Source organism: Amycolatopsis lexingtonensis (assembly GCF_014873755.1).
Lineage (GTDB): Bacteria > Actinomycetota > Actinomycetes > Mycobacteriales > Pseudonocardiaceae > Amycolatopsis > Amycolatopsis lexingtonensis.
On the sequence record NZ_JADBEG010000001.1, the window covers coordinates 8798838 to 8820507 of the forward strand.

27 protein-coding genes are annotated in these 21670 nt (G+C 70.9%); 13 read left to right on the top strand and 14 right to left on the bottom strand.

Annotation, left to right across the window (positions count from 1 at the left end):
- Positions 1 to 66 precede the first annotated feature (66 nt).
- From H4696_RS41055 to rsgA, 3 genes are all read right to left on the bottom strand, one after another.
- Positions 67 to 813, bottom strand: coding sequence for an SCO4651 family lipoprotein (locus H4696_RS41055; protein WP_086858440.1), 747 nt, complete (start codon positions 811 to 813; stop codon positions 67 to 69).
- 70 nt (positions 814 to 883) lie between these two features.
- On the bottom strand, positions 884 to 1768 hold the full coding sequence (locus H4696_RS41060; RefSeq protein ID WP_086858441.1) for an SCO4651 family lipoprotein: 885 nt from the start codon (positions 1766 to 1768) through the stop codon (positions 884 to 886).
- Positions 1769 to 1869: 101 nt separating this feature from the next.
- The gene (rsgA, locus tag H4696_RS41065; protein ID WP_086858442.1) at positions 1870 to 2892 is read right to left on the bottom strand and encodes a ribosome small subunit-dependent GTPase A; all 1023 of its coding nucleotides are present in this window, start codon (positions 2890 to 2892) and stop codon (positions 1870 to 1872) included.
- A 118-nt stretch (positions 2893 to 3010) separates the two neighbouring features.
- Between rsgA and H4696_RS41070 the strand changes: the two genes are divergently transcribed.
- Both H4696_RS41070 and H4696_RS41075 read left to right on the top strand, forming a co-directional pair.
- Entirely contained in the window at positions 3011 to 3757 is a 747-nt protein-coding gene (locus H4696_RS41070; protein ID WP_086858443.1) for an SOS response-associated peptidase, read from the top strand.
- The gene (locus H4696_RS41075; RefSeq protein WP_086858444.1) at positions 3754 to 4362 is read left to right on the top strand and encodes an alpha/beta hydrolase family protein; all 609 of its coding nucleotides are present in this window, start codon (positions 3754 to 3756) and stop codon (positions 4360 to 4362) included. Before H4696_RS41070 ends, H4696_RS41075 begins: the two co-directional genes overlap by 4 nt.
- A 120-nt stretch (positions 4363 to 4482) precedes the next feature.
- On the opposite strand, the gene ybaK is transcribed toward H4696_RS41075, so the two are convergent.
- A complete protein-coding gene (ybaK, locus tag H4696_RS41080; protein WP_086858445.1) occupies positions 4483 to 4959 on the bottom strand; it encodes a Cys-tRNA(Pro) deacylase in 477 nt (158 codons plus the stop codon).
- Between the two features lie 194 nt (positions 4960 to 5153).
- On the opposite strand from ybaK, the gene H4696_RS41085 reads away from it, so the two are divergent.
- The gene (locus tag H4696_RS41085; RefSeq protein ID WP_086858446.1) at positions 5154 to 5777 is read left to right on the top strand and encodes a sigma-70 family RNA polymerase sigma factor; all 624 of its coding nucleotides are present in this window, start codon (positions 5154 to 5156) and stop codon (positions 5775 to 5777) included.
- Positions 5774 to 6094 carry a mycothiol system anti-sigma-R factor gene (gene rsrA, locus H4696_RS41090; protein WP_043777179.1) on the top strand — a complete coding sequence of 107 codons (321 nt, stop codon included), beginning with the start codon at positions 5774 to 5776 and terminating at the stop codon, positions 6092 to 6094. The genes H4696_RS41085 and rsrA overlap by 4 nt, the downstream gene beginning before the upstream one ends.
- Positions 6095 to 6161: 67 nt before the next feature.
- Here rsrA and H4696_RS51575 read toward each other — a convergent pair whose 3' ends face one another.
- Positions 6162 to 6236 carry a 50S ribosomal protein bL37 gene (locus tag H4696_RS51575; RefSeq protein WP_098515123.1) on the bottom strand — a complete coding sequence of 25 codons (75 nt, stop codon included), beginning with the start codon at positions 6234 to 6236 and terminating at the stop codon, positions 6162 to 6164.
- 100 nt (positions 6237 to 6336) lie between these two features.
- Here H4696_RS51575 and H4696_RS41095 point away from each other — a divergent pair, with 100 nt between their 5' ends.
- Positions 6337 to 6549 (top strand): biotin/lipoyl-binding carrier protein, encoded by a 213-nt coding sequence (locus tag H4696_RS41095; RefSeq protein WP_086858447.1) that lies wholly within the window; start codon positions 6337 to 6339, stop codon positions 6547 to 6549.
- Positions 6550 to 6551: 2 nt separating this feature from the next.
- Positions 6552 to 8072 (top strand): histidine kinase N-terminal domain-containing protein, encoded by a 1521-nt coding sequence (locus H4696_RS41100; protein WP_192782804.1) that lies wholly within the window; start codon positions 6552 to 6554, stop codon positions 8070 to 8072.
- Between the two features lie 302 nt (positions 8073 to 8374).
- Here H4696_RS41100 and H4696_RS41105 read toward each other — a convergent pair whose 3' ends face one another.
- Together H4696_RS41105 and H4696_RS41110 are read right to left on the bottom strand one after the other, a co-directional pair.
- Complete coding sequence (locus H4696_RS41105; protein WP_043777259.1) at positions 8375 to 8629, bottom strand: WhiB family transcriptional regulator; 255 nt, start codon at positions 8627 to 8629, stop codon at positions 8375 to 8377.
- 274 nt (positions 8630 to 8903) lie between these two features.
- On the bottom strand, positions 8904 to 9830 hold the full coding sequence (locus tag H4696_RS41110) for a diacylglycerol kinase family protein (protein ID WP_192783120.1): 927 nt from the start codon (positions 9828 to 9830) through the stop codon (positions 8904 to 8906).
- A gap of 311 nt (positions 9831 to 10141) precedes the next feature.
- Between H4696_RS41110 and H4696_RS41115 the strand changes: the two genes are divergently transcribed.
- A complete protein-coding gene (locus H4696_RS41115; RefSeq protein ID WP_086865066.1) occupies positions 10142 to 10612 on the top strand; it encodes a hypothetical protein in 471 nt (156 codons plus the stop codon).
- Here the strand turns inward: H4696_RS41115 and H4696_RS41120 are convergent.
- Together H4696_RS41120 and H4696_RS41125 are read right to left on the bottom strand one after the other, a co-directional pair.
- Positions 10609 to 11091, bottom strand: coding sequence for a GNAT family N-acetyltransferase (locus H4696_RS41120; protein WP_086865065.1), 483 nt, complete (start codon positions 11089 to 11091; stop codon positions 10609 to 10611). The genes H4696_RS41115 and H4696_RS41120 overlap by 4 nt on opposite strands.
- Position 11092: 1 nt before the next feature.
- Entirely contained in the window at positions 11093 to 11683 is a 591-nt protein-coding gene (locus H4696_RS41125; RefSeq protein ID WP_086865068.1) for an acid phosphatase, read from the bottom strand.
- Between the two features lie 82 nt (positions 11684 to 11765).
- Between H4696_RS41125 and H4696_RS41130 the strand changes: the two genes are divergently transcribed.
- Positions 11766 to 12239, top strand: a complete 474-nt coding sequence (locus H4696_RS41130; protein WP_086865064.1) for a hotdog fold domain-containing protein — start codon at positions 11766 to 11768, stop codon at positions 12237 to 12239.
- On the opposite strand, the gene H4696_RS41135 is transcribed toward H4696_RS41130, so the two are convergent.
- Positions 12236 to 12892, bottom strand: coding sequence for a hypothetical protein (locus H4696_RS41135; RefSeq protein WP_086865067.1), 657 nt, complete (start codon positions 12890 to 12892; stop codon positions 12236 to 12238). The two genes, H4696_RS41130 and H4696_RS41135, sit on opposite strands and share 4 nt — an antisense overlap.
- A 136-nt stretch (positions 12893 to 13028) precedes the next feature.
- Here H4696_RS41135 and H4696_RS41140 point away from each other — a divergent pair, with 136 nt between their 5' ends.
- Positions 13029 to 14639 carry a GMC oxidoreductase gene (locus H4696_RS41140; RefSeq protein WP_086865063.1) on the top strand — a complete coding sequence of 537 codons (1611 nt, stop codon included), beginning with the start codon at positions 13029 to 13031 and terminating at the stop codon, positions 14637 to 14639.
- Here the strand turns inward: H4696_RS41140 and H4696_RS41145 are convergent.
- The 3 genes from H4696_RS41145 to H4696_RS41155 form a co-directional block, all read right to left on the bottom strand.
- Positions 14629 to 15063, bottom strand: a complete 435-nt coding sequence (locus H4696_RS41145; RefSeq protein WP_086865062.1) for a MarR family winged helix-turn-helix transcriptional regulator — start codon at positions 15061 to 15063, stop codon at positions 14629 to 14631. The genes H4696_RS41140 and H4696_RS41145 overlap by 11 nt on opposite strands.
- Positions 15060 to 15473 (bottom strand): SRPBCC family protein, encoded by a 414-nt coding sequence (locus H4696_RS41150; protein WP_086865061.1) that lies wholly within the window; start codon positions 15471 to 15473, stop codon positions 15060 to 15062. Before H4696_RS41150 ends, H4696_RS41145 begins: the two co-directional genes overlap by 4 nt.
- A 65-nt stretch (positions 15474 to 15538) precedes the next feature.
- A complete protein-coding gene (locus H4696_RS41155) occupies positions 15539 to 16144 on the bottom strand; it encodes a dTDP-4-dehydrorhamnose 3,5-epimerase family protein (protein ID WP_086865060.1) in 606 nt (201 codons plus the stop codon).
- A gap of 357 nt (positions 16145 to 16501) precedes the next feature.
- On the opposite strand from H4696_RS41155, the gene H4696_RS41160 reads away from it, so the two are divergent.
- Positions 16502 to 17683: an NAD(P)-dependent malic enzyme gene (locus H4696_RS41160; protein WP_192782805.1), complete on the top strand. Its 1182-nt coding sequence runs from the start codon at positions 16502 to 16504 to the stop codon at positions 17681 to 17683.
- Between the two features lie 51 nt (positions 17684 to 17734).
- Here H4696_RS41160 and H4696_RS41165 read toward each other — a convergent pair whose 3' ends face one another.
- Positions 17735 to 19141 carry a bis-aminopropyl spermidine synthase family protein gene (locus tag H4696_RS41165; RefSeq protein WP_086862726.1) on the bottom strand — a complete coding sequence of 469 codons (1407 nt, stop codon included), beginning with the start codon at positions 19139 to 19141 and terminating at the stop codon, positions 17735 to 17737.
- Between the two features lie 92 nt (positions 19142 to 19233).
- Here H4696_RS41165 and H4696_RS41170 point away from each other — a divergent pair, with 92 nt between their 5' ends.
- Genes H4696_RS41170 through H4696_RS41180 form a run of 3 tightly spaced genes read left to right on the top strand, consistent with a single transcriptional unit; the run spans position 19234 to position 21661 of the window.
- Positions 19234 to 20319: an ABC transporter ATP-binding protein gene (locus H4696_RS41170; protein ID WP_086862727.1), complete on the top strand. Its 1086-nt coding sequence runs from the start codon at positions 19234 to 19236 to the stop codon at positions 20317 to 20319.
- Positions 20316 to 20981, top strand: a complete 666-nt coding sequence (locus tag H4696_RS41175) for an ABC transporter permease (RefSeq protein WP_086862728.1) — start codon at positions 20316 to 20318, stop codon at positions 20979 to 20981. The genes H4696_RS41170 and H4696_RS41175 overlap by 4 nt, the downstream gene beginning before the upstream one ends.
- Positions 20978 to 21661 (top strand): ABC transporter permease, encoded by a 684-nt coding sequence (locus H4696_RS41180; protein WP_086862729.1) that lies wholly within the window; start codon positions 20978 to 20980, stop codon positions 21659 to 21661. Before H4696_RS41175 ends, H4696_RS41180 begins: the two co-directional genes overlap by 4 nt.
- Positions 21662 to 21670: the final 9 nt, after the last annotated feature.

Consider the following 21670-nt stretch of genomic DNA (forward strand, 5'->3'; position numbering starts at 1 on the left):
TGTGGACTACCCGGGGATCAGTCCTCGGTGAACCAGTCCGGACCCCGGCAGCGGGCGCGAACGTGACTAGCCCACCTCACCCGGGGGCGGCGGCTGGACGTCGACCGGGCCGCCCCAGTCCGAATAACGCGTGGTGATGCGTGCTTCGGAGCCCTGCAGGATCGGGGTCAGGTCCAGCACGATCCGCAGCGGCCGGTGCGCGTCGTCGAGCCACAGCTCCACCGGGAACTTGCCGAGCCGCCCCGCGGACTCCGGGGGCAGGCCCGCGGGGAGGTCCGTGCCCAGGCGGGCGAGGTCCAGCTCGACGCGGTAGTGCTCCGCCGCCACGCCGTCCAGCTGCGCGCGCTCGGACGAGACGATCGTGCCCGCCGTCCGGATCTCGCCCAGCGTGTGCGCCGGGTCGTTCTGCGCCGCCAGCTGCGTCAGGCTGCCGCCGAGCACCTGGGAGAACGGGTCGCCGCCGTCCGCGGTGACCAGTACCCACGGCTTGCCCGTGCCGACCTCGTCGCGCGAACCCTCCGGCACCTTCGCGTACAGCTTGCCCGCCACCAGGCGCAGCTCCATCGGCTCGCCGATGAAGTCGGTCGTCATCACCTGGGACGTCCCGCCGGCGCCGAAGCGCGCCTGGCCGTTGCCCTTCGACCGGACCTCGCCCACCGCGACGTCCGTGGCGAACTTCGCCGAGCCGCTGCCAGTGGCGGCCGCCGTCGCGGCGTCGGCCAGCGCCCGCGCGTCGGTGAAGGCGGGCGGGGACGGCGGGCCGGAGCAGCCGGTGAGCAGGACGAACAGCAGCACGACGGCGGCTTTGCGCATGGCGCCAACAAAAACACAGCGGCTCCCCCGAACCCGTTCGGGGGAGCCGCCGCTACTCAGAGTTTTCCGGTCAGCGACCGGCCTTCTTCATCAGCTCGCCGAGGTCGACGACCTGCTCGGCCGGCGGGGCCGTCACGTCGACCTGGGTGCCCCAGTCGCTGTACTTCATCGTGAACTTCGCGTCGCCGGCCGGCGCGCCCATCGCCTGCATCATCGGGCCCTGGTCCATGGTGACCTGCACCGGCAGGTTGTCCTTGTTCAGCCACAGCTCGGCCGGGATCTTGAGGTCCTTGCCCTTGAGCTTCTCGTTGATCTGGTCGCGCGCGGCGGCCGGGACCTGGCCGGTGAACTGGTCGATGGCCTTGGCCACGTCGAGCTCGACCTTGTAGTGGTTGACCTGCTCGCCGTTCAGCTCGGTCTGGTCGGACGAGATGATCCGGCCGGCCTTGGAGACCTGCTCCAGGATCTTGCTCGGGTCGCTCTGCTCCGCCGACTGCGACAGCGCGCTCCCCATCGCCTGCGAGATCGGGTCGGTGCCGTCGGCCGAGATCTTGGCCCACGACTTGTCGGTGCCCATCTGCTTCTGCTGGTCGGCGGGCAGCTTGATGTACATGACCTTGTCGACCATGCGCATCTCGGTGGTCTGGCCGGCCGCGGTGCTGGTCATCGAGAACTTCGTGTCCGCGCCGTCGAAGGCCATCGCGCCGGTGGCGCTGATGGTCTGACCGGCGGCGGAGCCCTCCATGGTGAACTTCGCCGACTTGGACTTCTCGGTGCCCTGCTTCGACGCCGACGCCAGCTGGAACGCGTCGGTGAACGGCGAAGCGAGGCCGCTGCTGCTGCCGCCGGCCTGCTGGCCGGCCGGGGCGGCGGTGCCCGTGGTGGAGTTGCCGCTGCACGCCGTCAGCGTCAGAACCAGCGCGGCGCCTGCCGCGACCAGGGTGGTCTTGCGCATCGAATTCCCCTCAGAATCGGATCTTCCACTGGGCATATCGCCCGAACGGGCGAATGGTTACCGATGTGACGGTGACGATCCGCGGTCGGTTCCCGGTTGCCTCAGGACTCTGTGGGCCGGGTCACGTCGTGGCCGCCGCGGGAAGCCAGCAGGCGCCGCAGCGACGCGAGCCGTTCGGGGCTCGCCGTGCCTTCGGCGACGACGTCGTCGAGCGCGCAGTCCGGGTCCTCGGGCGGGCCGAGGTGCCCGCAGCCCGACGGGCACTCCTCGGCGGCCGCGGCGAACTCCTCGAAGGCGTCGACGATGTGGTCCGCGGTGACGTGGGCCAGCCCGAACGAGCGCACGCCGGGCGTGTCGATCACCCAGCCGCCGTCCGGGAGCGGCAGCGCCACCGCCGCCACGGACGTGTGCCGCCCCTTGCCGACCGCGCTCACCACGCCGACGGCCAGCTCGGCGGCCGGGACCAGCCGGTTGACCAATGTCGACTTGCCGACACCGGAGTGCCCGACGAGCGCCGTCACGCGGTCTTTCAGCAGCTCGTCGAGGCCTTCGGGCTGTTCGTCGAACCGGCTGACGATCACCGGGATGTCGAGGCCCGCGTACCCGGCCAGCAGCTCGTCCGGGCTGGCCAGGTCGGCCTTGGTCAGGCACAGCACAGGCTGGACGCCGCCCGCGTAGCAGGCGACCAGGCAGCGGTCGATGAAGCCGGTGCGCGGCGGCGGGTCGGCCAGCGCGGTGACGATCAGCAGGCGCTCGGCGTTGGCGACGACCAGCCGCTCGTACGGGTCGGTGTCGTCGGCCGTGCGCAGCAGGGAGCTGGTGCGCTCGTCGACGCGGATGATGCGCGCGAGCGTGTCCGGCTTGCCGGAGACGTCGCCGACGATCCCCACCCGGTCGCCGACGACCACCGGCGTCCGGCCCATTTCCCGGGCCCGCATCGCGGTGATCACCCGTTCGGGGTCGGCATCGATCGCGCAGGTCCAGCGCCCGCGGTCCTTGCCGATGACCATGGCGGTGACGGCGTCGGCGTGCTCGGGACGGCGCTTGCTGCGGGGCCGGGTGCCCTTGCCCGGACGCACGCGGACGTCGGACTCGTCCAGCTTGCTCCAGTCGTTGCGCGCCAAACCCGCCGTCCTCTCCTGCACCGGTGCCCACCCGAATGATCCCACGCCGCTCGCCACGGCCCTGGCCTGCGTGTAACGATGGCGTCCCCGGACGTTTCCGGCACGAGGAGGTTGGCGCATGTGCGGCCGTTACGCCGCCACGAAGGACCCGGCGAAGCTGATCGAGGAGTTCGAGGCGGTCGATCTCACCGAGGGGCACGCGCGCGCCGATCACAACGTCGCGCCGACGAAGAACGTCGTCACGGTCGTGCAGCGGCACCCGCGTGACGAAGACGGCCAGGTCCTCGAGGACGAGCCCGCCGAGCGCTCGCTGCGGATCATGAAGTGGGGCCTGGTGCCGTTCTGGGCCAAGGACCCCTCGGTCGGCTCGCGGATGATCAACACCCGCGCCGAGACGGCCGCCGAGAAGCCCGCCTTCCGCCGCGCGCTGGTGTCCCGCCGCTGCCTGGTGCCCGCCGACGGCTGGTTCGAGTGGCGCCGCACCGGCAAGGAAAAAGAGCCGTTCTACATGACGGAGCCGGACGGCTCGTCGCTCGCGTTCGGCGGGATCTGGGAGAGCTGGCACCCGAAGGACGACAAGGACGCGCCGCCGCTGATCACGTTCTCGATCATCACGACCGACGCCGCCGGGCAGCTGACCGACATCCACCACCGGATGCCGCTGATCGTGCCGAAGTCGCATTGGGACGGCTGGCTGGACCCGGACCGCGAGGACGTCAAGGACCTGCTGGTCCCGACGCCGGACGACATCGTCGCGTCGCTGGAGCTGCGGCCGATCTCGACCCTGGTCAACAACGTCCGCAACAACGGGCCCGAGCTGCTGGAGCGCGTCGAACCGGCGCACGAGGGCACCCTCTTCTCATGACCGCGCTCGAGATCGACACCGCCTACGGCCCCGCGCGGGCCTACCTGCACTGCGCCGAGGAGGGCGCGGCGGTGCTGATGCTCGGCCACGGCGCGGGCGGCGGCCTCGACGCGAAGGACCTGGTGGCGGTCACGCGCGCGGCCCAGGCGGCCGGCGTGCACGTCGCGCTGGTCGAGCAGCCGTACCGGGTGGCGGGCCGTCGCGCCCCGGCCCCGGCGAACCAGCTGGACACGGCGTGGCTGACGATCGTGGACGACCTGTCGGCGCGCTTCGACGACCTGCCGTTCGTGTTCGGCGGCCGGTCCTCGGGCGCCCGGGTGGCCTGCCGGACGGCCGCGCAGGGCCAGGCGGTCGCGGTGCTGTGCCTGGCGTTCCCGGAGCACCCGCCGGGCAAGCCGGAGAAGACGCGCCAGCCGGAACTCGACGCGGTCGAGGTGCCGGTGCTGGTGGTGCAGGGGGAGAACGACCCGTTCGGGCGACCGAAGGCGGGCCCGCACCACGAGATCGTGGTGGTCGAGGGCGACCACAGCCTGTCGAAGGACCTCGAGGGCGTTTCGCGGGCCGCTACGGAGTGGCTCTCGCGCGTACTGCGCCCGCTCGCCTGACCCTGGTCCCAAGCACCCCAATGTGGCGTTGGTTGCGTCAGACGCACCGAACGCCACATTGGGTGCGCTGGACGCACCGAACGCCACATTGGGGCGCTGGCGACCGGTCAACACGCTCGGTCAGGCCGCGATCGGCGCCACCACCGCGCCGGTCAGCCGGATCAGCTCGGCCGGGGCCAGCTCCACCTCGAGACCCCGGCGGCCCGCCGAACAGAAGACCGTTTCGAACGTCGAAGCCGACGCGTCGATCACCACCGGCAGCCGGCTCCGGTGGCCCAGCGGTGAGATCCCGCCCAGCACGTACCCCGTCGCCCGCTGGGCCGCCGCCGGGTCGGCCATCTTCGCCTTCTTGCCGCCCGCCGCCGCGGCCAAGGCCTTGAGGTCCAGCTGGCCCGTGACCGGGACCACGCCGACCGTCAACTTGCCGTCGACCTCGGCGACCAGCGTCTTGAAGACCCGCGCGCGGTCCAGGCCGAGGGCCTCCACCGCCTCCAGCCCGTACGACTCCGCGCGGGGGTCGTGGTCGTACGCGTGCAGCGTGTGCGCCACCTTCTGCTTGCCCAACAACGCCGTCGCCGGGGTGCCCTTGCCAGCCATGGGCCGGAAGTCTAGGGAATGCCCGCTTGCCCCGATCGGTTGTACGGGACGTGACACCAACGCTCGCCACCACACGCTCTCGCAGCCGTCGTCGTCCCGATGCACCGGCGAACCGCGGCGTGCCCGGCCCCCGCGTAAACTCGGGTCTGCCGTATGCGCGCACGCGCATCGACGCCGAGCGGGAAGGGAACGGTTTGCCGAGCACGCAGAACTCAGCGCCGGAGGAAGCGACCGAGGCCGAGCGCGCCGAGCGCTTCGAGCGGGACGCCATGCCGCTGCTCGACCAGCTGTACTCGGCCGCGATGCGGATGACGCGCAACCCCGCTGACGCCGAAGACCTGGTCCAGGAGACCTACCTGAAGGCGTACGCCGCCTTCGCGTCCTTCAAGGCGGGCACGAACCTCAAGGCCTGGATGTACCGCATCCTGACCAACACCTACATCAACGGCTACCGCAAGCGGCAGCGGCAGCCGGTGCAGCAGCCCACCGAGGAGATCACCGACTGGCAGATCGCCAAGGCGGAGAGCCACACCTCCAGCGGGCTGCGTTCGGCCGAGGTCGAGGCGATGGACAACCTGCCCGACACCGACGTCAAGGCCGCACTGCAGAAGCTGCCCGAGGAGTTCCGGCTGGCCGTCTACCTGGCCGACGTCGAGGGCTTCGCGTACAAGGAGATCGCCGAGATCATGGACACCCCCATCGGCACCGTGATGTCCCGCCTCCACCGCGGTCGCGCCCAGCTGCGCGACCTGCTCGCCGACGTCGCGAGGGAACGCGGCTTCATCCGGGGTGCCCAGGAGGAGGTGGCCGGGCGATGAACGACATGTGCGAAGGCGCGTCCGACAAGGTCCGCTGCGAAGAAGCGCTCGCCGACATCTACCTGCTCCTCGACCGCGAGTGCAGCCCCGAGCGGGACGCCGCACTGCGCGCCCACATCGACGACTGCCCGCCGTGCCTCGAGGAATACGGCATCGACGAGCACATCAAGCAGCTCCTGGCCCGCAAGTGCGGGGGCGACCACGCCCCCGCCGAGCTGAAGAGCCGGTTGCGCGCGTCGATCCGCCAGACCGTCGCCTCCCGCGGCGGGGTGACGGTCGAACGCACCGAGATCACCCTCGAGCAGCGTTCCGAATAACGCGCCTGAGCACGACGAAGGCCCCTACGCAGCTGCGTGGGGGCCTTCGTCATGCCGACGCCGGGAATCAGGCGTTGGGCTTCTTGCCGTGGTTCGCGCCGTTCTTCTTCCGGTCGCGACGCTTGCGGGCGCGCTTCGACATGTTCACTCCTCGTCGTCAAAGCTGGTCAACCTCTCAAGTGTGTCATGACGTCCCGTTCTGGTTGGATGGGGTGGTCGGGCGAGCACGAGGAGGGGTGGCGATGGCCGAGATCCGGGCGGAGATGGTCGGCACCGTGCTCGAGGTCGTCGCGGCGCCCGGCGCCGCGCTGAACGCCGGCGACACCGTGCTGATCCTGGAGTCGATGAAGATGGAGCTGCCCGCCGTGAGCGAAAAGGCAGGCACCCTGACCAGCCTCACCGTGGCGAAGGGCGACCGCGTCCAGCAGGGTGACGTGCTCGGGACGGTCGAGTAACCGTGTCGACGCTCGCCGAACTGCTCGCCGACAACACCGGCCTCCCCGGGGAGGCGGCGGACCACCTCCAGACCGTCGTCGCCGAGTGGCAGCTGCTGGCCGACCTGTCCTTCGCCGACTTCCTGCTCTGGGTCCCGGTGACCGAGGAGCTGCAGCCGGACGGCGGCGACTTCGTCTGCGTCGCGCACGCGCGGCCGACGACGGCGCCCACCGCGCACCCCGAGGACGTCGTCGGCACCCGGTTCACGGTGGAGGAGCACCCGCAGCTGGCGAAGGCCATGCGCGAGGTGCGGATCTGCCGCGAGGAAGACCCGCACTGGTACCGCGACCTGCCGATGCGGCGCGAGGCCATCCCGGTGCGCTTCCACGACGAGGTCATCGCCGTGATGAGCCGCGAGACCAACCTGGCCGCGCCGCGCGTGCCGTCGCCGCTGGAGATCGCCTACCTCGGCAGCGCCGGCGACCTGTGCCAGATGATCGTCGACGGCACGTTCCCGCCGAACGGCACCAACGCGACCGACACGCACACCTCGCCGCGGGTCGGGGACGGGCTGATCCGGCTCGATTCGAGCGGCACGGTCGTCTTCGCCAGCCCGAACGGCCTGTCCGCCTACCACCGGATGGGGCACGAATCCGACCTGGTCGGCACCCGCCTGGCGCCGCTGACGCGCTCGCTGATCCGCGACCCGTTCGACGCGACCGAGGTGTCCCACCGGATCATCGAAGCGCTCGACGGGAAGCCGTCGAGCCGCACGGAAGCCGATTCGCGGCGCGGCGCCGTGGTGCTGTTCCGCGCGCTGCCGCTGCGGCCGGCCGGGCAGGCGGCGGGCGCGCTGGTCCTGGTCCGCGACGTCACCGAGGTGAAGCGGCGCGACCGCGCGCTGCTGTCGAAGGACGCGACGATCCGCGAGATCCACCACCGGGTGAAGAACAACCTGCAGACGGTGGCCGCGCTGCTGCGCCTGCAGTCCCGCCGGACGTCGTCGGAGGAGGCGCGGCTCGCGCTGGCCGAGTCGGTGCGCCGGGTGACGTCGATCGCGCTGGTGCACGAAGCGCTGTCGATCTCGGTGGACGAGCGCGTCGACCTCGACAAGCTGCTCGACAACGTGCTGCCGATGGTCGGCGAGGTCGCCACGGCGGAGTCGCAGGTCGGGCTGAAGCGCACGGGCTCGTTCGGCGTGGTCGTCGCGGAGATCGCGACGCCGCTGGTGATGGTGCTGGCCGAGCTGGTGCAGAACGCCATCGAGCACGCGTTCCCGGCGGGCCGCTCCGGCAAGGTCGAGCTGATCGTGGAGCGCTCGGCGCGCTGGCTGGACGTCGTGATCCGCGACAACGGGCGCGGCCTGCCGGCGGGGTTCTCGCTGGAGCGGTCGGACGGCCTCGGCCTGCAGATCGTGCGGACGCTGGTGGAGTCCGAGCTGCGCGGCTCCCTTTCCCTGCGGAAGGTGCGCGCCGAGGCGTCGTCGACCCGGGTGACCGGAACCGAAGCGGCGCTGCGCATCCCGCTTTCGCGTCGGCTTTAGACAGTCGCGTTTGGACTCGATCACCGCCGGGCATTCCCCGCTGCGGCGACGTGATCGGGTGCGGATCGCGGGAGGGAACACGCTGAAGGCCCGGCACCAGGTGCACAGGTGCCGGGCCGTTCAACGTTTTCGCGGGAGGTCTTGAAGTCCCGGTGAGGTTTCAGCGCACCCGTCTCCAGGTGGTTTCGCCTCGGTTGTTAAGCTTGAACTGGGTAGGTATCGCCCCAGACGGCGTGGGCACAAGAAATGCCCGCCGGGTGAAATTCCTACTCGGCTCGGGTGGATCCGTGGATCTCGGTGAATCAGGCGTTGGTACGCGTGCCGATGTGCGTACGGCGGCGCTTGAGCGCGCGTCGCTCGTCCTCGCTCATGCCGCCCCACACGCCGGCGTCCTGGCCGCTGGCCAAAGCCCAGGCCAAGCAGTCGGAAGCGGAGGGGCAGCGGTGGCACACGGCCTTCGCCTGAGCTACCTGCGACAGAGCCGGACCGCTGGTTCCCACCGGGAAGAACAGCTCGGGGTCCTCGTCTCGGCAGGCCGCGTCGTGGCGCCAGTCCATGTTCGTGAGCTCCTTCACATGGCGCGGGAGAGCCGCGCCACAGTCGTCAATGGCGGTCGTGTTCTTGGGTGCTTGTGAATGCTTTCACGAAGCACCGCTTTCGACAAGGGTTTCCGGAAGATCGGTGAGTCAGCTCACCCGGCCGAGCGACGCTTCTGACCTGCGGTTTCTCTCCGAAACAGCCCGCCCGGGGGAAGGCTGATGCGCTGAGTGGAGCTTCTGGGTCGACGAACGGCAGATTGCACTTTGCCGCAGGCGATCAGCGGGCCCGTCGTCACACGATTACGGTGAGTGCATCCGGGACGCTGAAAAACTCCACGTGTTTCCGCTGGCCGACGAGGTCGCCGTCCACCTGGAAGTTTACCGGTTCAGCTGCGTCGATGCGGATCATCGGCAGGTCATCGTGACGCACGAGACGCCGTCCTTTTTGGTTGCTCTTCGTAGCCAAAGCACGCCGTACATGCTTGAACACGGTCGGCAACCCCAGACCGCTCAGCGCGAACAAGCCCAATCCCGTCTCGAACGAGCAACCCGGGTTGAGGTGGATCGGCCGCTCGCCCAGGTAGCTCCACGGATCGGTGTTCGACACGAAAGCGGTCAGCGCTTCGGTGGGTTCGTGACCGGGGACGCGGATCGTGAGCGCCGGCCGGCCCAGCGGCGGCCGGAAGTAGGAGCGGACGGCGGCCCTCAGGTAGAGCGCGGCCGTCGTCTGCTTGCCGCGGCGCTTCGCCACGCGGCCGACGACGTCGGCGTCCCAGCCGAGGCCGGCGTTGAAGGTGAACCAGTGCCGGTCGGCCAGGCCGAGGCCGACCCGGCGCGAGCGGTCGTGTTCCAGCGCGTACAGCAGCTGGTGGGTGGCTTCGACCGGGTCCGAGGAGATGCCGAGGGCGCGCGCGAACACGTTGGCCGAGCCGCCGGGCACGACGCCCAGGGCGGGCACCCGCCCGATCTGCGTGGGGTCGCCGTCCGCGTCGGCCAGCAGGCCGTTGACGACCTCGTTGACCGTGCCGTCCCCGCCGTGCGCCACGACCAGGTCGATCCCGTCCCGCGCGGCCGAGCGCGCGACGGCCATCGCGTGGCCGCGGTAGTCCGTCTCGACCACGTCGAGCTTGACCTGGCTGGCGAGCGCGTGCGCCAGCACGTCCCGGCCACCGGCGGTGGTCGAGGTGGCCTGGGGGTTCACGACGAGGATTGCGCGCACTACCGCAGGGTAGGTGACTTCCGGCGGCCCGAGAACCTTCCGGACCCGCATGGTGACCGGCGCAACCCCGGCGAACAGCACCTTCGCGTCCCTGTGGCGGGCGGCCCTCCTTCACGTGCGGCGTCCGCTCGTCGTGACAAGTGCACCCGGGCCGACCGCCCGCTCATCGACGACTCTTGAATTCTCAGCGCCCGGGCGGTCCCGGGAAAACGGCCGACCGGGTGGCATACGATCGAATCAGCTCACGCACGGTGACCCGCCCTGGTCGAGTCCACTGTGCTCCCGCGAAAAGATCTTCCGGAAGGCCCCCTGTGAAGCTCTCGCCCGCTCCCCGCGAGGTCCGGCTGGCCGGCGCGGTCACCGCGGTGCCGTCGCTCGCCCTACTGGTGTTCGGGGTGGTCGTGCTGGTGAACGGCCTGGGGTCGCCGACCCGGCCGGGGAACAACGTCTTCGTCGAGTCGGGCACGTTCATCGTGGTGGCGCTGGCGTTCCTGGCCGCGTCGGCCGGGCTGGTCCTCGGCCAGACGTGGGCCCGCTCGCCCGGCGTGGTGATCGCGCTGATCGTGATCGGGCTCGGCTGGTACCTGCTCGGCCCGTCCGGCGAGCCGGCGTGGGGCGTGCCGGTCGCGCTGTTCGGCATCGCCGCGCTGGCGCTGCTGTTCCGCCGCCCGGCCCGCGAGTGGGCGCTGGGGCTGCGCGAGGGCGAGACCGAAACGGAAGCCGCCGAGCGCGGCGGGCTGGCCGGGCGGCGTGCCGAGCGCGAAGGCCGCGAAGAGGACTAAGCCTGCGCCGCGAGGGCCCGCAGGGGTTCGTCGGTGAGGCGGTTGACGGTCCACTCGTCCATCGGGACCGCGCCGAGCGCCTTGTAGAACTCCGTGGCCGGGTTCCAGTCCAGGACCGACCACTCGAGCCGCGCGTAGCCGTTCGCGACGCACTCGGCCGCCAGCGCCGCCAGCAGGGCCTTGCCCAGGCCGGAGCCGCGGTGCGCGGGCAGGACGAACAGATCCTCCAGGTAGATGCCGTGCACCCCGCGCCAGGTGGAGAAGTTGAGGAACCACACCGTGAAGCCGACGATCTCGCCGTCCACTTCGGCCACGTGCCCGAACAGCTTCGGCGCTTCACCGAACAACGCGGAATGCAGCTGCGAAGCCGTCAGGTGGCACTCGTCGGGCGCGCGCTCGTAGTCCGCCAGCGCGTACGCGAGGGCGACGGCGGCCTCGACGTCGTCGGGTCTGATCCGGCGGATGCGGTCGTCGGGCACGTCAGTCCTCCAGGGCGGGCAGCAGGTTGAGGTGTTCGATCTGCGGCTCGCCGCGCTCGTCGCCGAGCACCGCGATGCCGGCCGCGTCGAGTCCGAAGTGGACGCCCGCGGTGGCGGGGAGTGCGACCCAGCGGGCCACCAGCACGCGGCTGAAGTGGCCGTGCCCGACCAGGATCACGTCGCCGGTTTCGCTGTCGCGGCGGGCGCGCGCGAGGACGCGGTCCGCGCGTGCGGAGACTTCTTCGGCGCTTTCGCCGCCGGGGATCGGGTGGGTCCACACCGTCCAGCCCGGCACTGTCTCGCGGATCTCCGGTGTGGTGATGCCCTCGTAGTCGCCGTAGTCCCACTCGGCCAGGTCTTCGGTGACTTCGTCGACGCGCAGCCCGGCCAGCGCGGCCGTCCGCAGCGCGCGGGCGCGGGGGCTCGACAGCACCAGCGACGGGCCGCCCACCAGGCTCCGGAGCGTGCCGCCCGCGGCGAGCGCCTGGCCTTCTCCGGCCGGGGTCAGCGGGATGTCGGTGCGGCCGGTGTGCCGTCCGTTCACCGACCATTCGGTCTGGCCGTGCCGGAGGAGGAAGAGACGGTTCGCCACGCGGCCGAACATACCCGGCCGTTTGCGCGCCAGCAGGTCGTCTGCTTTGCTACTGAGCAGTAGCTTAGTGCGAGGAGACCCCATGTCCGAGACGCCGACGTTCGCGCTGTGGCACAAGCTGGCCGCGAAGCCGGGCGGGAAACAGCTGTTCAGCGCCGCGATGTGCGTGCGCGTCCCGTACTTCCGCACGGTGCTGCCCTCGGTGCGCGAGCTGCGGCCCGGCCACTGCGAGGTGACCGCGCCGAAGTGGTGGGGTGTTTACAACCACATCCGCACGTTCCACGCGATCGCCGCCTGCAATCTCGCCGAGATCGCGATGGGCATGCTCGCCGAGGCGACCGTCCCGCCGACGCACCGCTGGCTGCCGAAGGGCATGAACGTCCAGTACGTCGCCAAGGCCGAGACGGGCCTGCGCGCGGTGGCGTCACTGCCCGAGCTGCCGGACTTCGGGGACGAGGGCTTCGAGCTGCCCGTCCCGGTGACCATTTCGGACACGAACGGCAAGGCCGTGGTCACCGGGACGATCACCATCTGGGTGACGCCGAAGAAGCGTTAGAGTTGCTTGTACTGCACGTACGTCGTCTGGTGGAACGTGTTCTCGCCCGACGGCGAGGGCAGGCCGAGCCGCCGGTCGACGAGCTTGCCCAGCGGTCCGCAGCCGGTGGTCGCGGGCACGGCGAGATTCGGGTCCACGACGCCGAAGTGCATGGTCGGCGGGGTTTTCGAGATCACTGTCGGCGGCACGGCCGGGTCGTCGTGGACGACGGTGTGCATGACGCCGATCCGGCAGTCCTCGCGCAGCAACGGGTGCCGCAGCACGGCGTAGACGTCCAGTTCGCCGCGCCGCTCGTCGTTGCCCTGGAAGTCCGAATAGCCGCCGTAGCGCAGCTGGAGCGTCGTGCCGGCGAGGCCGGGAACGCGTACCGGCTCGTGCCGCAGCGCGCCGAACGCCTGCGCGTACTCGCCGTTCACGCGGCCTTCGCTGAACGTCAGGCGCATTTCCCCGAGCGGGATCTCCTGGCCGTCGATGGTCAGTTTTCCTTGCGAGACAAAGGCTTCGCAGCGCCACGTGCCCGGGTCGGCGTTCGCGGGCGGCGCCGGGCAGTCCGAGAAGTCGAACGTCGGCAGTGCGTCCGCGGACGCCGTCCCGGGCGCGACCCCCAGTGCGGCGACGGCGGCCGCGGCCGCCCCCAGTGCGAGAAGTTTCATGCCGGTGAGCTTGCTCGCCCCGCGCGGCCGCGACATCCGGGATCGCCCCCAGGGGAGACCCGAGGATTCCCTCGACTGGGTGAAACGTGTTTCAAATAGTTAACACTGTTCACTCAATTGGGTCATGATCGGGCGCATGTCTGCCTTCTCCCGCCGCCGCTTCCTCGGCCTCGCCGCACTGAACTCCGCCGCCGCACTGGGGCTCACCACGGTGTCGACGCGGCCCGCCGCCGCGGCGACGCTCCCCGAACACGTCCCGGCGGTGGTGATCGGCACCGGCTACGGCGCCGCCGTGACGGCGCTGCGGCTCGGCGAGGCCGGCGTCCCGACGCTGATGCTCGAGATGGGCCGGCTGTGGAACACGCCGGGCGCCGACGGCAAGGTGTTCTGCCCGATGCTCACCCCGGACGAGCGGTCGATGTGGTTCAAGGACCGCACCGAGGCGCCGCTCGCGTCCTTCCTCTGGCTCGACCTCGCCAACCGCGACATCGGGCGCTACGCCGGCGTGCTCGACCGGGTGAACTTCGGCGACATGGCGGTGTACCTCGGCCGGGGCGTCGGCGGCGGCTCGCTGGTCAACGGCGCGATGGCGGTGACGCCGAAGCGCTCCTACTTCGAGGAGATCCTGCCCGGCGTCGACGCGGACGAGATGTACGGCAAGTACTTCCCGCGCGCCCGCGCCCAGCTGGGCGTCAACGTCGTCGACCCGGCGTGGTTCGAGGCCTGCCGCTCCTACAAGTACGCCCGCGTCTCGCGGAAGGCCGCCGAAAAGGCCGGGTTCGAGACGGTGTTCGTGCCGAGCGTCTACGACATGGACTACCTGCGGCGGGAGGAGGCGGGCACGGTCCCGCGTTCAGCCGACGCGTCCGAGGTCATCTACGGCAACAACCACGGGAAGCGCTCGCTCGACAAGTCCTACCTCGCCGCCGCGCTCGGCACCGGCAACGTGACCATCCAGGCGCTGCACGAGGTCCGCGAGATCAGCCACCAGCCGGACGGGACGTACACGCTGGTCGTGCGCGAGATCGACGACCGCGGGACGGTCCTGGCCACCAAGCACGTCACGACGAAGCACCTGTTCCTCGGCGCGGGCAGCCTCGGCTCGACCGAGCTGCTGGTCCGCGCCCGCGAGACCGGCCGGCTGCCCGAGCTGAACGACGCCGTCGGGCGCGGCTGGGGCACCAACGGCAACGTCATGCTCGGCCGCGCCAACCACGTCTGGGACACCACCGGCAGCCTGCAGTCCGGCATGCCCGCGCTCGGCATCGACAACTGGGCCGACCCGGTGCACCCGGCCTTCGCCGAGATCGCGCCGGTGCCCGCCGGTATCGAGACGTGGGTCAGCCTGTACCTGGCCATCACCAAGAACCCCGAACGCGGCCACTTCACCTACGACGCGGCGACCGACTCGGCGAAGCTGCGCTGGACGGCGTCGCAGGGGCAGCCCTCGATCGACGCCGCGAAGGCGCTGTTCGACCAGGTCAACCGGGCGAACAAGACGATCTACCGCTACGACCTCTTCGGGGACACGCGCACGTTCGAGAACCGCTTCACCTACCACCCGCTGGGCGGTCTGGTGCTCGGTGAGGCGACCGACGGCTACGGCCGGGTGAAGGGCTACCGGAACCTGTACGTCACGGACGGCTCGCTGATCCCCGGCAGCACCGGCGTCAACCCGTTCGTGACGATCACGGCGCTGGCCGAGCGCAACATCGAGCGCGTCCTCGCCGAAGACGTCAGGGGCTGAGCCGGGCCAGCGACTCGGTGAAGCCGTCGCCGACGCCCTCGAAGAAGGACGCGTCGGCGGCTTCGACGTCGTTCAGGGCCTTCGCGACCAGTTCGAGGCCGGCCGGGGTGACTTCCAGGCGCTTCGCGCGGGCGTCGGCCGGGTCGTCGGCGCGGGCGAGCAGGCCGCGCTCGGCGAGCTTGCGGACGACCTGGCTGGTCATCATCGTGTCGGTGCCCGCCTGCTCGGCGAGCTGCCGCTGGGTCGGTGGCTCGCCCGAGCGGGTGAGCCACCACGTCGTGGTCAGCAGCACGAACTGGACGTGCGTGAGGTCGTGCGGGGCCAGCGCGGCTCGCATCGCCCGCTGCCAGGCCAGCGTCACGCGCCACAGCAGGAAGCCGGGGCTGCGCTCGGGGCCGGGCAAGCGGGACTCGGGGGCGGTCATACCCGCGAGGATGCCTCAGCCAGGCGCGCAAGCGCTTGCATCGCGTCTGGAGTGTCTTCGGTGACCTGGGGACCGAAGCCTTCGGGACCGTCGATGGTGACGCGGTAGGTGATCTTCGTGCCGCCGTCGACGTCGGTCAGGACGTGCTCGAACCGCAGGAACGCGTCGGGCAGCCGGGTCTCGTCGGTGAAGCTGCGGCCCTCGGTGACCTCGGTCAGCGTGAAGGGGATCGGCGGCATCCCGTCCATGGTCATGGTGCCGTCGGTGCCCACGGCGAAGGGGCCGTCGAGCACCACCGACCGGACGCCGGCGTCCCACTCCGGCCAGCGCGCGGTGTCGGCCCAGAGCGGCCAGATCGCGGCGGCGGGTGCGGTGGACGTCTCGCTGTGTTCGTACTCGTAAAGTGCCATGCGGGCAGACTATATGCGCGCTTACTAACTTGGCAAGCGGCTTCTCGGTCGAGCCGGGGGACGGCTCAGTTCATCGAGCGCAGCTTGTCGTAGTAGGCGACGCAGTCCTCGTACACCGGGAGCAGGCCGCTCTCGCGGGCTTCGGCCAGCGTCGGCGCGGCGAGGTCCTTGGGGGAGAGGACGGGCTCGAGCTCCGCCGGCCAGGGCAGGTTCAGCGCCGGGTCGAGCGGGCTGATCCCGTGCTCGCCCGTCGGCGTGTACGGCTCGGAGCAGAGGTAGGCCATCACCGTGTCGTCTTCGAGCGCGATGAAGCCGTGGCCGAGGCCCTCGGCGACGTAGACGGCGCGGTACTCGCTCGAGTCGAGCCGGACCGAGTCCCACTCGCCGAAGGTCGGCGAGCCGACGCGGAGGTCGACGACGACGTCGAGCAGCGACCCGCGCGGGCAGTAGATGTACTTGCCCTGGCCGGGTGGCGTGTCGGCGAAGTGGATCCCGCGGATGGTGCCGCGCCGGGACACGCTGTGGTTGGACTGGCCGAGGCGCAGCGGGTGGCCGACGGCGGCGCGGAAGGTCTCCTCCTGGAACGGGGCCACGAACAGGCCCCGATCGTCGGGGAACGCCCGGGGGAAGAACTCGAAGGCGTCCGGGACGCTCAGCCGGCGGAATTGCATGGCTTCATCATATCGGGTGCCAAGAAAACCGGACAGACGTCTTGGGAATTGCCGGAATTGGCCTTTGATGTGACATCAACCGCACCGAGGGGTCCACCGCGCGACCGGACCTGTCACAATGGCCGGACCGCCGCGTCCGCGGCCATCGCCAGACCCACGGCACCGATGGCCGACGTGACGCCTCGCCGACAGGCCGGCGCTACCGCGCTGGGCTGCCGTGCCGGGAATCACCACGGTGTCCCCTGCAGCCGTGGTCCCCCGCTCGCAGGCCCAGGAGAAATTCCAGTGACACACGTTCGATCCGCGAGTTCCGTCATTCCCACTGGACGAATGACGGAAACGACGACAGGAAACCCCATGAGCGACCCCACCGGCGCCGTCGCGCCGGTCACCGACGAAGAGATCTTCACCGGGCACGAGGGCGGCAAGCTCTCGGTGGCGGCCACGCGCCCCATCTCCAGCCCGCGTGACCTTTCGATCGCGTACACCCCCGGTGTGGCGAAGGTGAGCCGCGCGATCGCCGAGGACGCGGCCAAGGCCAAGCGGTACACGTGGGCGGACCGGCTGGTCGTCGTGGTCAGCGACGGGACGGCGGTGCTCGGCCTCGGCGACATCGGCGCGAGCGCGTCGCTGCCGGTCATGGAGGGCAAGTCGGTCCTCTTCAAGACGTTCGGCGGGCTCGACTCGATCCCGCTGGTCCTGGACACCACCGACGTCGACGAGATCGTCGAAACGCTGGTGCGGCTGCGGCCGTCCTACGGGGCCGTCAACCTGGAGGACGTCTCCGCGCCGCGGTGCTTCGAGCTGGAGGACAAGCTCAAGGAGGCGCTGGACTGCCCGGTCATGCACGACGACCAGCACGGCACGGCCATCGTCACGCTGGCCGCGCTGCGCGGCGCCAACCTGGTGCTCGACCGCGCGATCGCCGACCAGCGCGTCGTCGTCTCGGGAGCCGGTGCGGCGGGTGTCGCCTGCGCCAAGATCCTGCGGGAGGCCGGCATCGGCGACGTCACCGTCCTCGACTCGCGCGGCATCATCCACGACGGCCGCGATGGCCTGAACCCCGTCAAGCAGCGGCTGGCGGAGACGACGAACAAGGCCGGCCTGCGCGGTGGCCTGGCCGAGGCGCTCGAAGGCGCGGACGTGTTCCTCGGGCTCTCCGGCGCGACGATCGACGAGTCGCTGCTGGGCCGCATGGCCGGCGGCGGCATCGTGTTCGCGCTGTCGAACCCGGACCCGGAGGTCCACCCGGACGTCGCGGCGCGCTACGCGTCGATCGTGGCCACCGGCCGCAGCGACTTCCCGAACCAGATCAACAACGTGCTGGCGTTCCCGGGTGTCTTCCGCGGCGCGCTGGACTCCGGCGCGCGGGCGATCACGGAGAACATGAAGCTGGCGGCCGCCGAGGCGATCGTGTCGGTGGCGACGGACGACCTGGGCCCGGACCGCATCGTCCCCAGCCCGCTCGACCCGCGGGTGGCCCCGGAGGTCGCGGCGGCGGTGGCGAAGGCCGCGGAAGCCGACGGCGTCACGGACTGACGTCCTGCTCCGAAAGCGGCACTTTCACGTGAAAGTGCCGCTTTCGGCGTTTCAGAGGAGGTCGGCGAGGCGGTGGCGGGGGACGTCGACCAGGCGCAGGTCCACGAGGTCTTCGGGGACGTCGAGGGAGACGTTCGCCAGCCGGGCGTGGGCGCGGGTCAGCACCTCGTCCTGGTGCTCGACGGCGTCCGCGACGACCACCGCGTGCCGGTTGTCCGGGGTGCTGCGCAGGTACCGCAGCGTGTACTTCCCCCGGATGAGCTCCGACAGGGACGTCTGCGAGCGCTCGTCCGCGAGGTCCGGGTGCGCGTTCGGGACGAGCAGGGCCAGCCGGCGGGCGTTCGTGCCCAACAGGGTCCGCAGCAGCCACGGGCCCGGGTCGCCGGTGAGGTCCATCGCGACCGCGTCGCCTTCGGAACCGGAGATCGACCAGTCCACCGGCCGCGACTCCAGCGCGAGCCCGCCGGCGGCCGCGATCTCCTTCAGCTTCTCCAGCAACGCCGGTTTCGTGCCCGCCGCTTCGACCGACTGCGGGCCGTGCGTGTAGATCGCCTTGGCCCCGCGCACCTTCTTCGCCTTCGCCGTCGGCTGGCAGACGTACAGGTCCGCCGCGCTGCCGATCGCCTGCGCCCCGAAGTAGCGGTTGAAGCCCGGCAGGATCGCCTCGAACGTCAGCCCGAGCGTGGCCAGCGCGCGTTGCACCTGCGCGCCCAGCGCCGGGTGGCGCGGGCTGTAGCCGTAGGCCAGCAGCAGCCGTCCCTCGCTCGGCTCCCGCAGCGCCTGCACCCCGCGCGTGGCGAACAGCCCCATGCCTTCCGGCGTGTACGGCGGATCGCTGAACACCAGGTCGAACCGGCCGGCGAAGGCCGGGGGCAGGCCGACGCGCAGGTCCGCGTGGGCCGTCGCGATCGCGCGCTCGCCGCGGTCGTCCAGGTAGGCGAGCACGCGCTCGTCGAGGTCGACGACCGTGAGCGACGCCGCCGGGCAGACCGCCCGCACCGCCAGCGACGTCAGGTCGTGGTCGCCGAGGAACAGCACCCGCGCGGACGCGAGGTCGTACTGCGCGTCGAGCCACAGCGCGCGGCGCAGCACGGTGCCCGGCGTGGCCTGCACGTGGTCGAGCGCGGCCAGCGGCGACGGCACCTCCGCCACCCACTCGGCGATCTTCGGCAGCAGTTCGTGGCCCTCGACGGCTTCGTCGAGCGGGTCGCCGTAGCGGGGGACGCTGTACTGCAGGTACGACGCGGCGACGCCGGGGGCGATCCGCAGCCGGTCGCCGCTGCGGTCGAGGTCGTCGCCGAGCGCGGTCAGGACGTCTTCCACGCTGCGCCGCGGCGCCGTGGACAGCCGGACCAGCTCGCCGAGGTCGTGGTCGCCGGTCCGCAGGAGGTCGATGACGCGGTACAGCGGGCGGACGCCGACGCCGTGCGCGGCGAGGACGTCGTCGAGTGCGCTCACGGGTTCTGAGCCTAGTAGTCACCTGTCGGAACAGCGTGCCAACCACCGCGGACTCGGCTACGGTCGGACGGACCGGGACATGGGGAGTGGCAGTGACCATCGAATTCCGCGACGTGACCAAGCAGTACCCGGATGGGACGGTCGCCGTCGACAAGCTGAACCTGACGGTCGAGGACGGCACGATCACCGTGTTCGTCGGCCCGTCGGGCTGCGGCAAGACCACGTCGCTGCGGATGATCAACCGGATGGTCGAGCCGACCGGCGGCCAGGTGCTGCTCGACGGCAAGGACGTCGCCGAGGGCGACCCGGCGCTGCTGCGCCGCGGCATCGGTTACGTCATCCAGCACGCCGGGCTCTTTCCACATCGGACGGTGCTGGACAACATCGCCACCGTGCCCCTGCTGTCCGGCTGGGACAAGGCGAAGGCGCGCAAGCGGGCCGCGGAGCTGCTGGAGATCATCGGCCTGCCCGCGGAACTCGGAAAGCGGTACCCGGCACAGCTTTCGGGCGGCCAGCAGCAGCGCGTCGGCGTCGCCCGCGCGCTCGCCGCGGACTCGCCGGTGCTGCTGATGGACGAACCGTTCTCCGCCGTCGACCCGATCGTGCGCGAGGACCTGCAGAACGAGCTGCTGCGGCTGCAGTCGCAGCTGGGCAAGACCATCGTGTTCGTCACGCACGACATCGACGAGGCCGTCCGGCTCGGCGACAAGGTCGCGGTGATGCGCGTCGGCGGCAAGCTCGCCCAGTACGGCACCCCCGCGGACGTGCTACGGCACCCGGTCGACGACTTCGTGGCGTCCTTCGTCGGCCGCGACCGCGGCTACCGCGGCCTGTCCTTCCTCTCCGCCGAAGGCGTCGAGATCAAGGAGATCGAGCTCGTCGAGCTCGGTTCCCCGGTGCCCGCGAGCGAGGGCTGGCGGCTGGCCGTCAACGCCGAAAAGCAGCCCCGCGGCTGGCTGGCCCCGAACTCCACAGTGGACGGCGCACTGTCCGAAACGGACCTCGTGGCCGGCGGCTCGCTGTGGGTCCACGGCACCCCGATCCGCGGCGCGCTCGACGCGGCCCTGTCGTCCCCGGCCAGCCTCGGCGTGGTCGTCGACGAAGACCACCGCGTGCTCGGCGGCGTCGTCGCCCGGCAGGTCCTGGACGTGATCGAGGCCACGCCGCAGGCGTCATGAGCTTCTTCGACGAGCTCGGGCGGTACCTGAGCAGCGCGAACACGCGCGTCGAAGTTCTGGGTGACCTGGGCGACCACGTGTACCTGGCGCTGCTCCCGCTGGTGCTCGGCATCGTGCTGGCGATCGCGGCGGGCTGGCTCGGCCACCGCTGGCAGCCCGCGCGGCAGGTCCTCATGGTGCTGGCGAACCTGCTCTACACGATCCCGTCGCTCGCGCTGTTCGTCGTCATCCCCGGCCTGATCGGCTCGAAGATCCTGGACAGCGTCAACGTCGTCGTGGCGCTGACGATCTACACCACCGCGCTGCTGGTCCGCCCGGTGCTCGACGCGCTGGACGCGGTGCCGCCGGCGGTGATCGCCGCGGCGACCGCCGTCGGGTACAAGCCGGCGCGCAAGTTCTTCGCCGTCGAGCTGCCGCTGTCGGTGCCGGTGCTCGCGGCCGGCGTGCGGGTGGCGTCGGTGAGCAACATCAGCCTGGTCAGCGTCGGCGCGCTGATCGGCACCGGCGGCCTCGGCGTGCTCTTCACCGACGGCTTCCAGCGCGAGTACTTCTCGCCGATCGTCGTCGGCATCGTGCTGACGCTGCTGCTCGCGCTCGTCGTCGACCTGGTCCTGGTGGGGATCCGGAACCTCCTGACGCCGTGGGAACGGGTGGCCGCATGATCACCGATCTCGTCCACTGGTTCGGCGACCCGGCGCACTGGTCCGGTCCGGACGGTGTGCCGCAGCGGCTGCTGGAGCACTTGGGCTACGTCGCTTTGTCGCTGGTGATCGCGCTGGTCATCGCTGTCCCGTTAGGACTGTTCGTCGGCCACACCGGTCGTGGCGGCGTCGCGCTGGTGAGCGCGGGCAACGCGATCCGCGCGCTCCCGACGCTGGGGCTCGTCACGTTCCTGTTCCTGCTCTTCACCGAAAGCGTCACCTCGACGATCATCGGGCTCGTCGTGCTGGCCGTGCCGCCCGTCCTGGCCGGGACGTACGCCGGGCTGCAGGCGACCGACCACGGCGTGGTCGACGCGGCCGAGGGTGTCGGGATGACCGGCTGGCAGCGGCTCTGGAAGGTCGAGGTGCCGATCTCGCTGCCGCTCGTGCTGGGCGGTATCCGCAACGCCGTGCTCCAGCTCGTCGCGACCGCCGCGGTGGCCGCGTACGTCGGGCTCGGTGGCCTTGGCCGGTTCCTGCTCGACGGACTGGCCATTTTGGACTATTCCGAGGTGATCGCGGGCGCGTTGCTGACGACGCTGCTGGCGATCGTGCTCGACCTCCTGTTCGCGCTGCTGAACCGCGCGCTCGTACCGCGCGGTGTCCGGCTCGCGGCGGCCGTGAAGAAGGTGACGGCGTGAAGCGCTTCC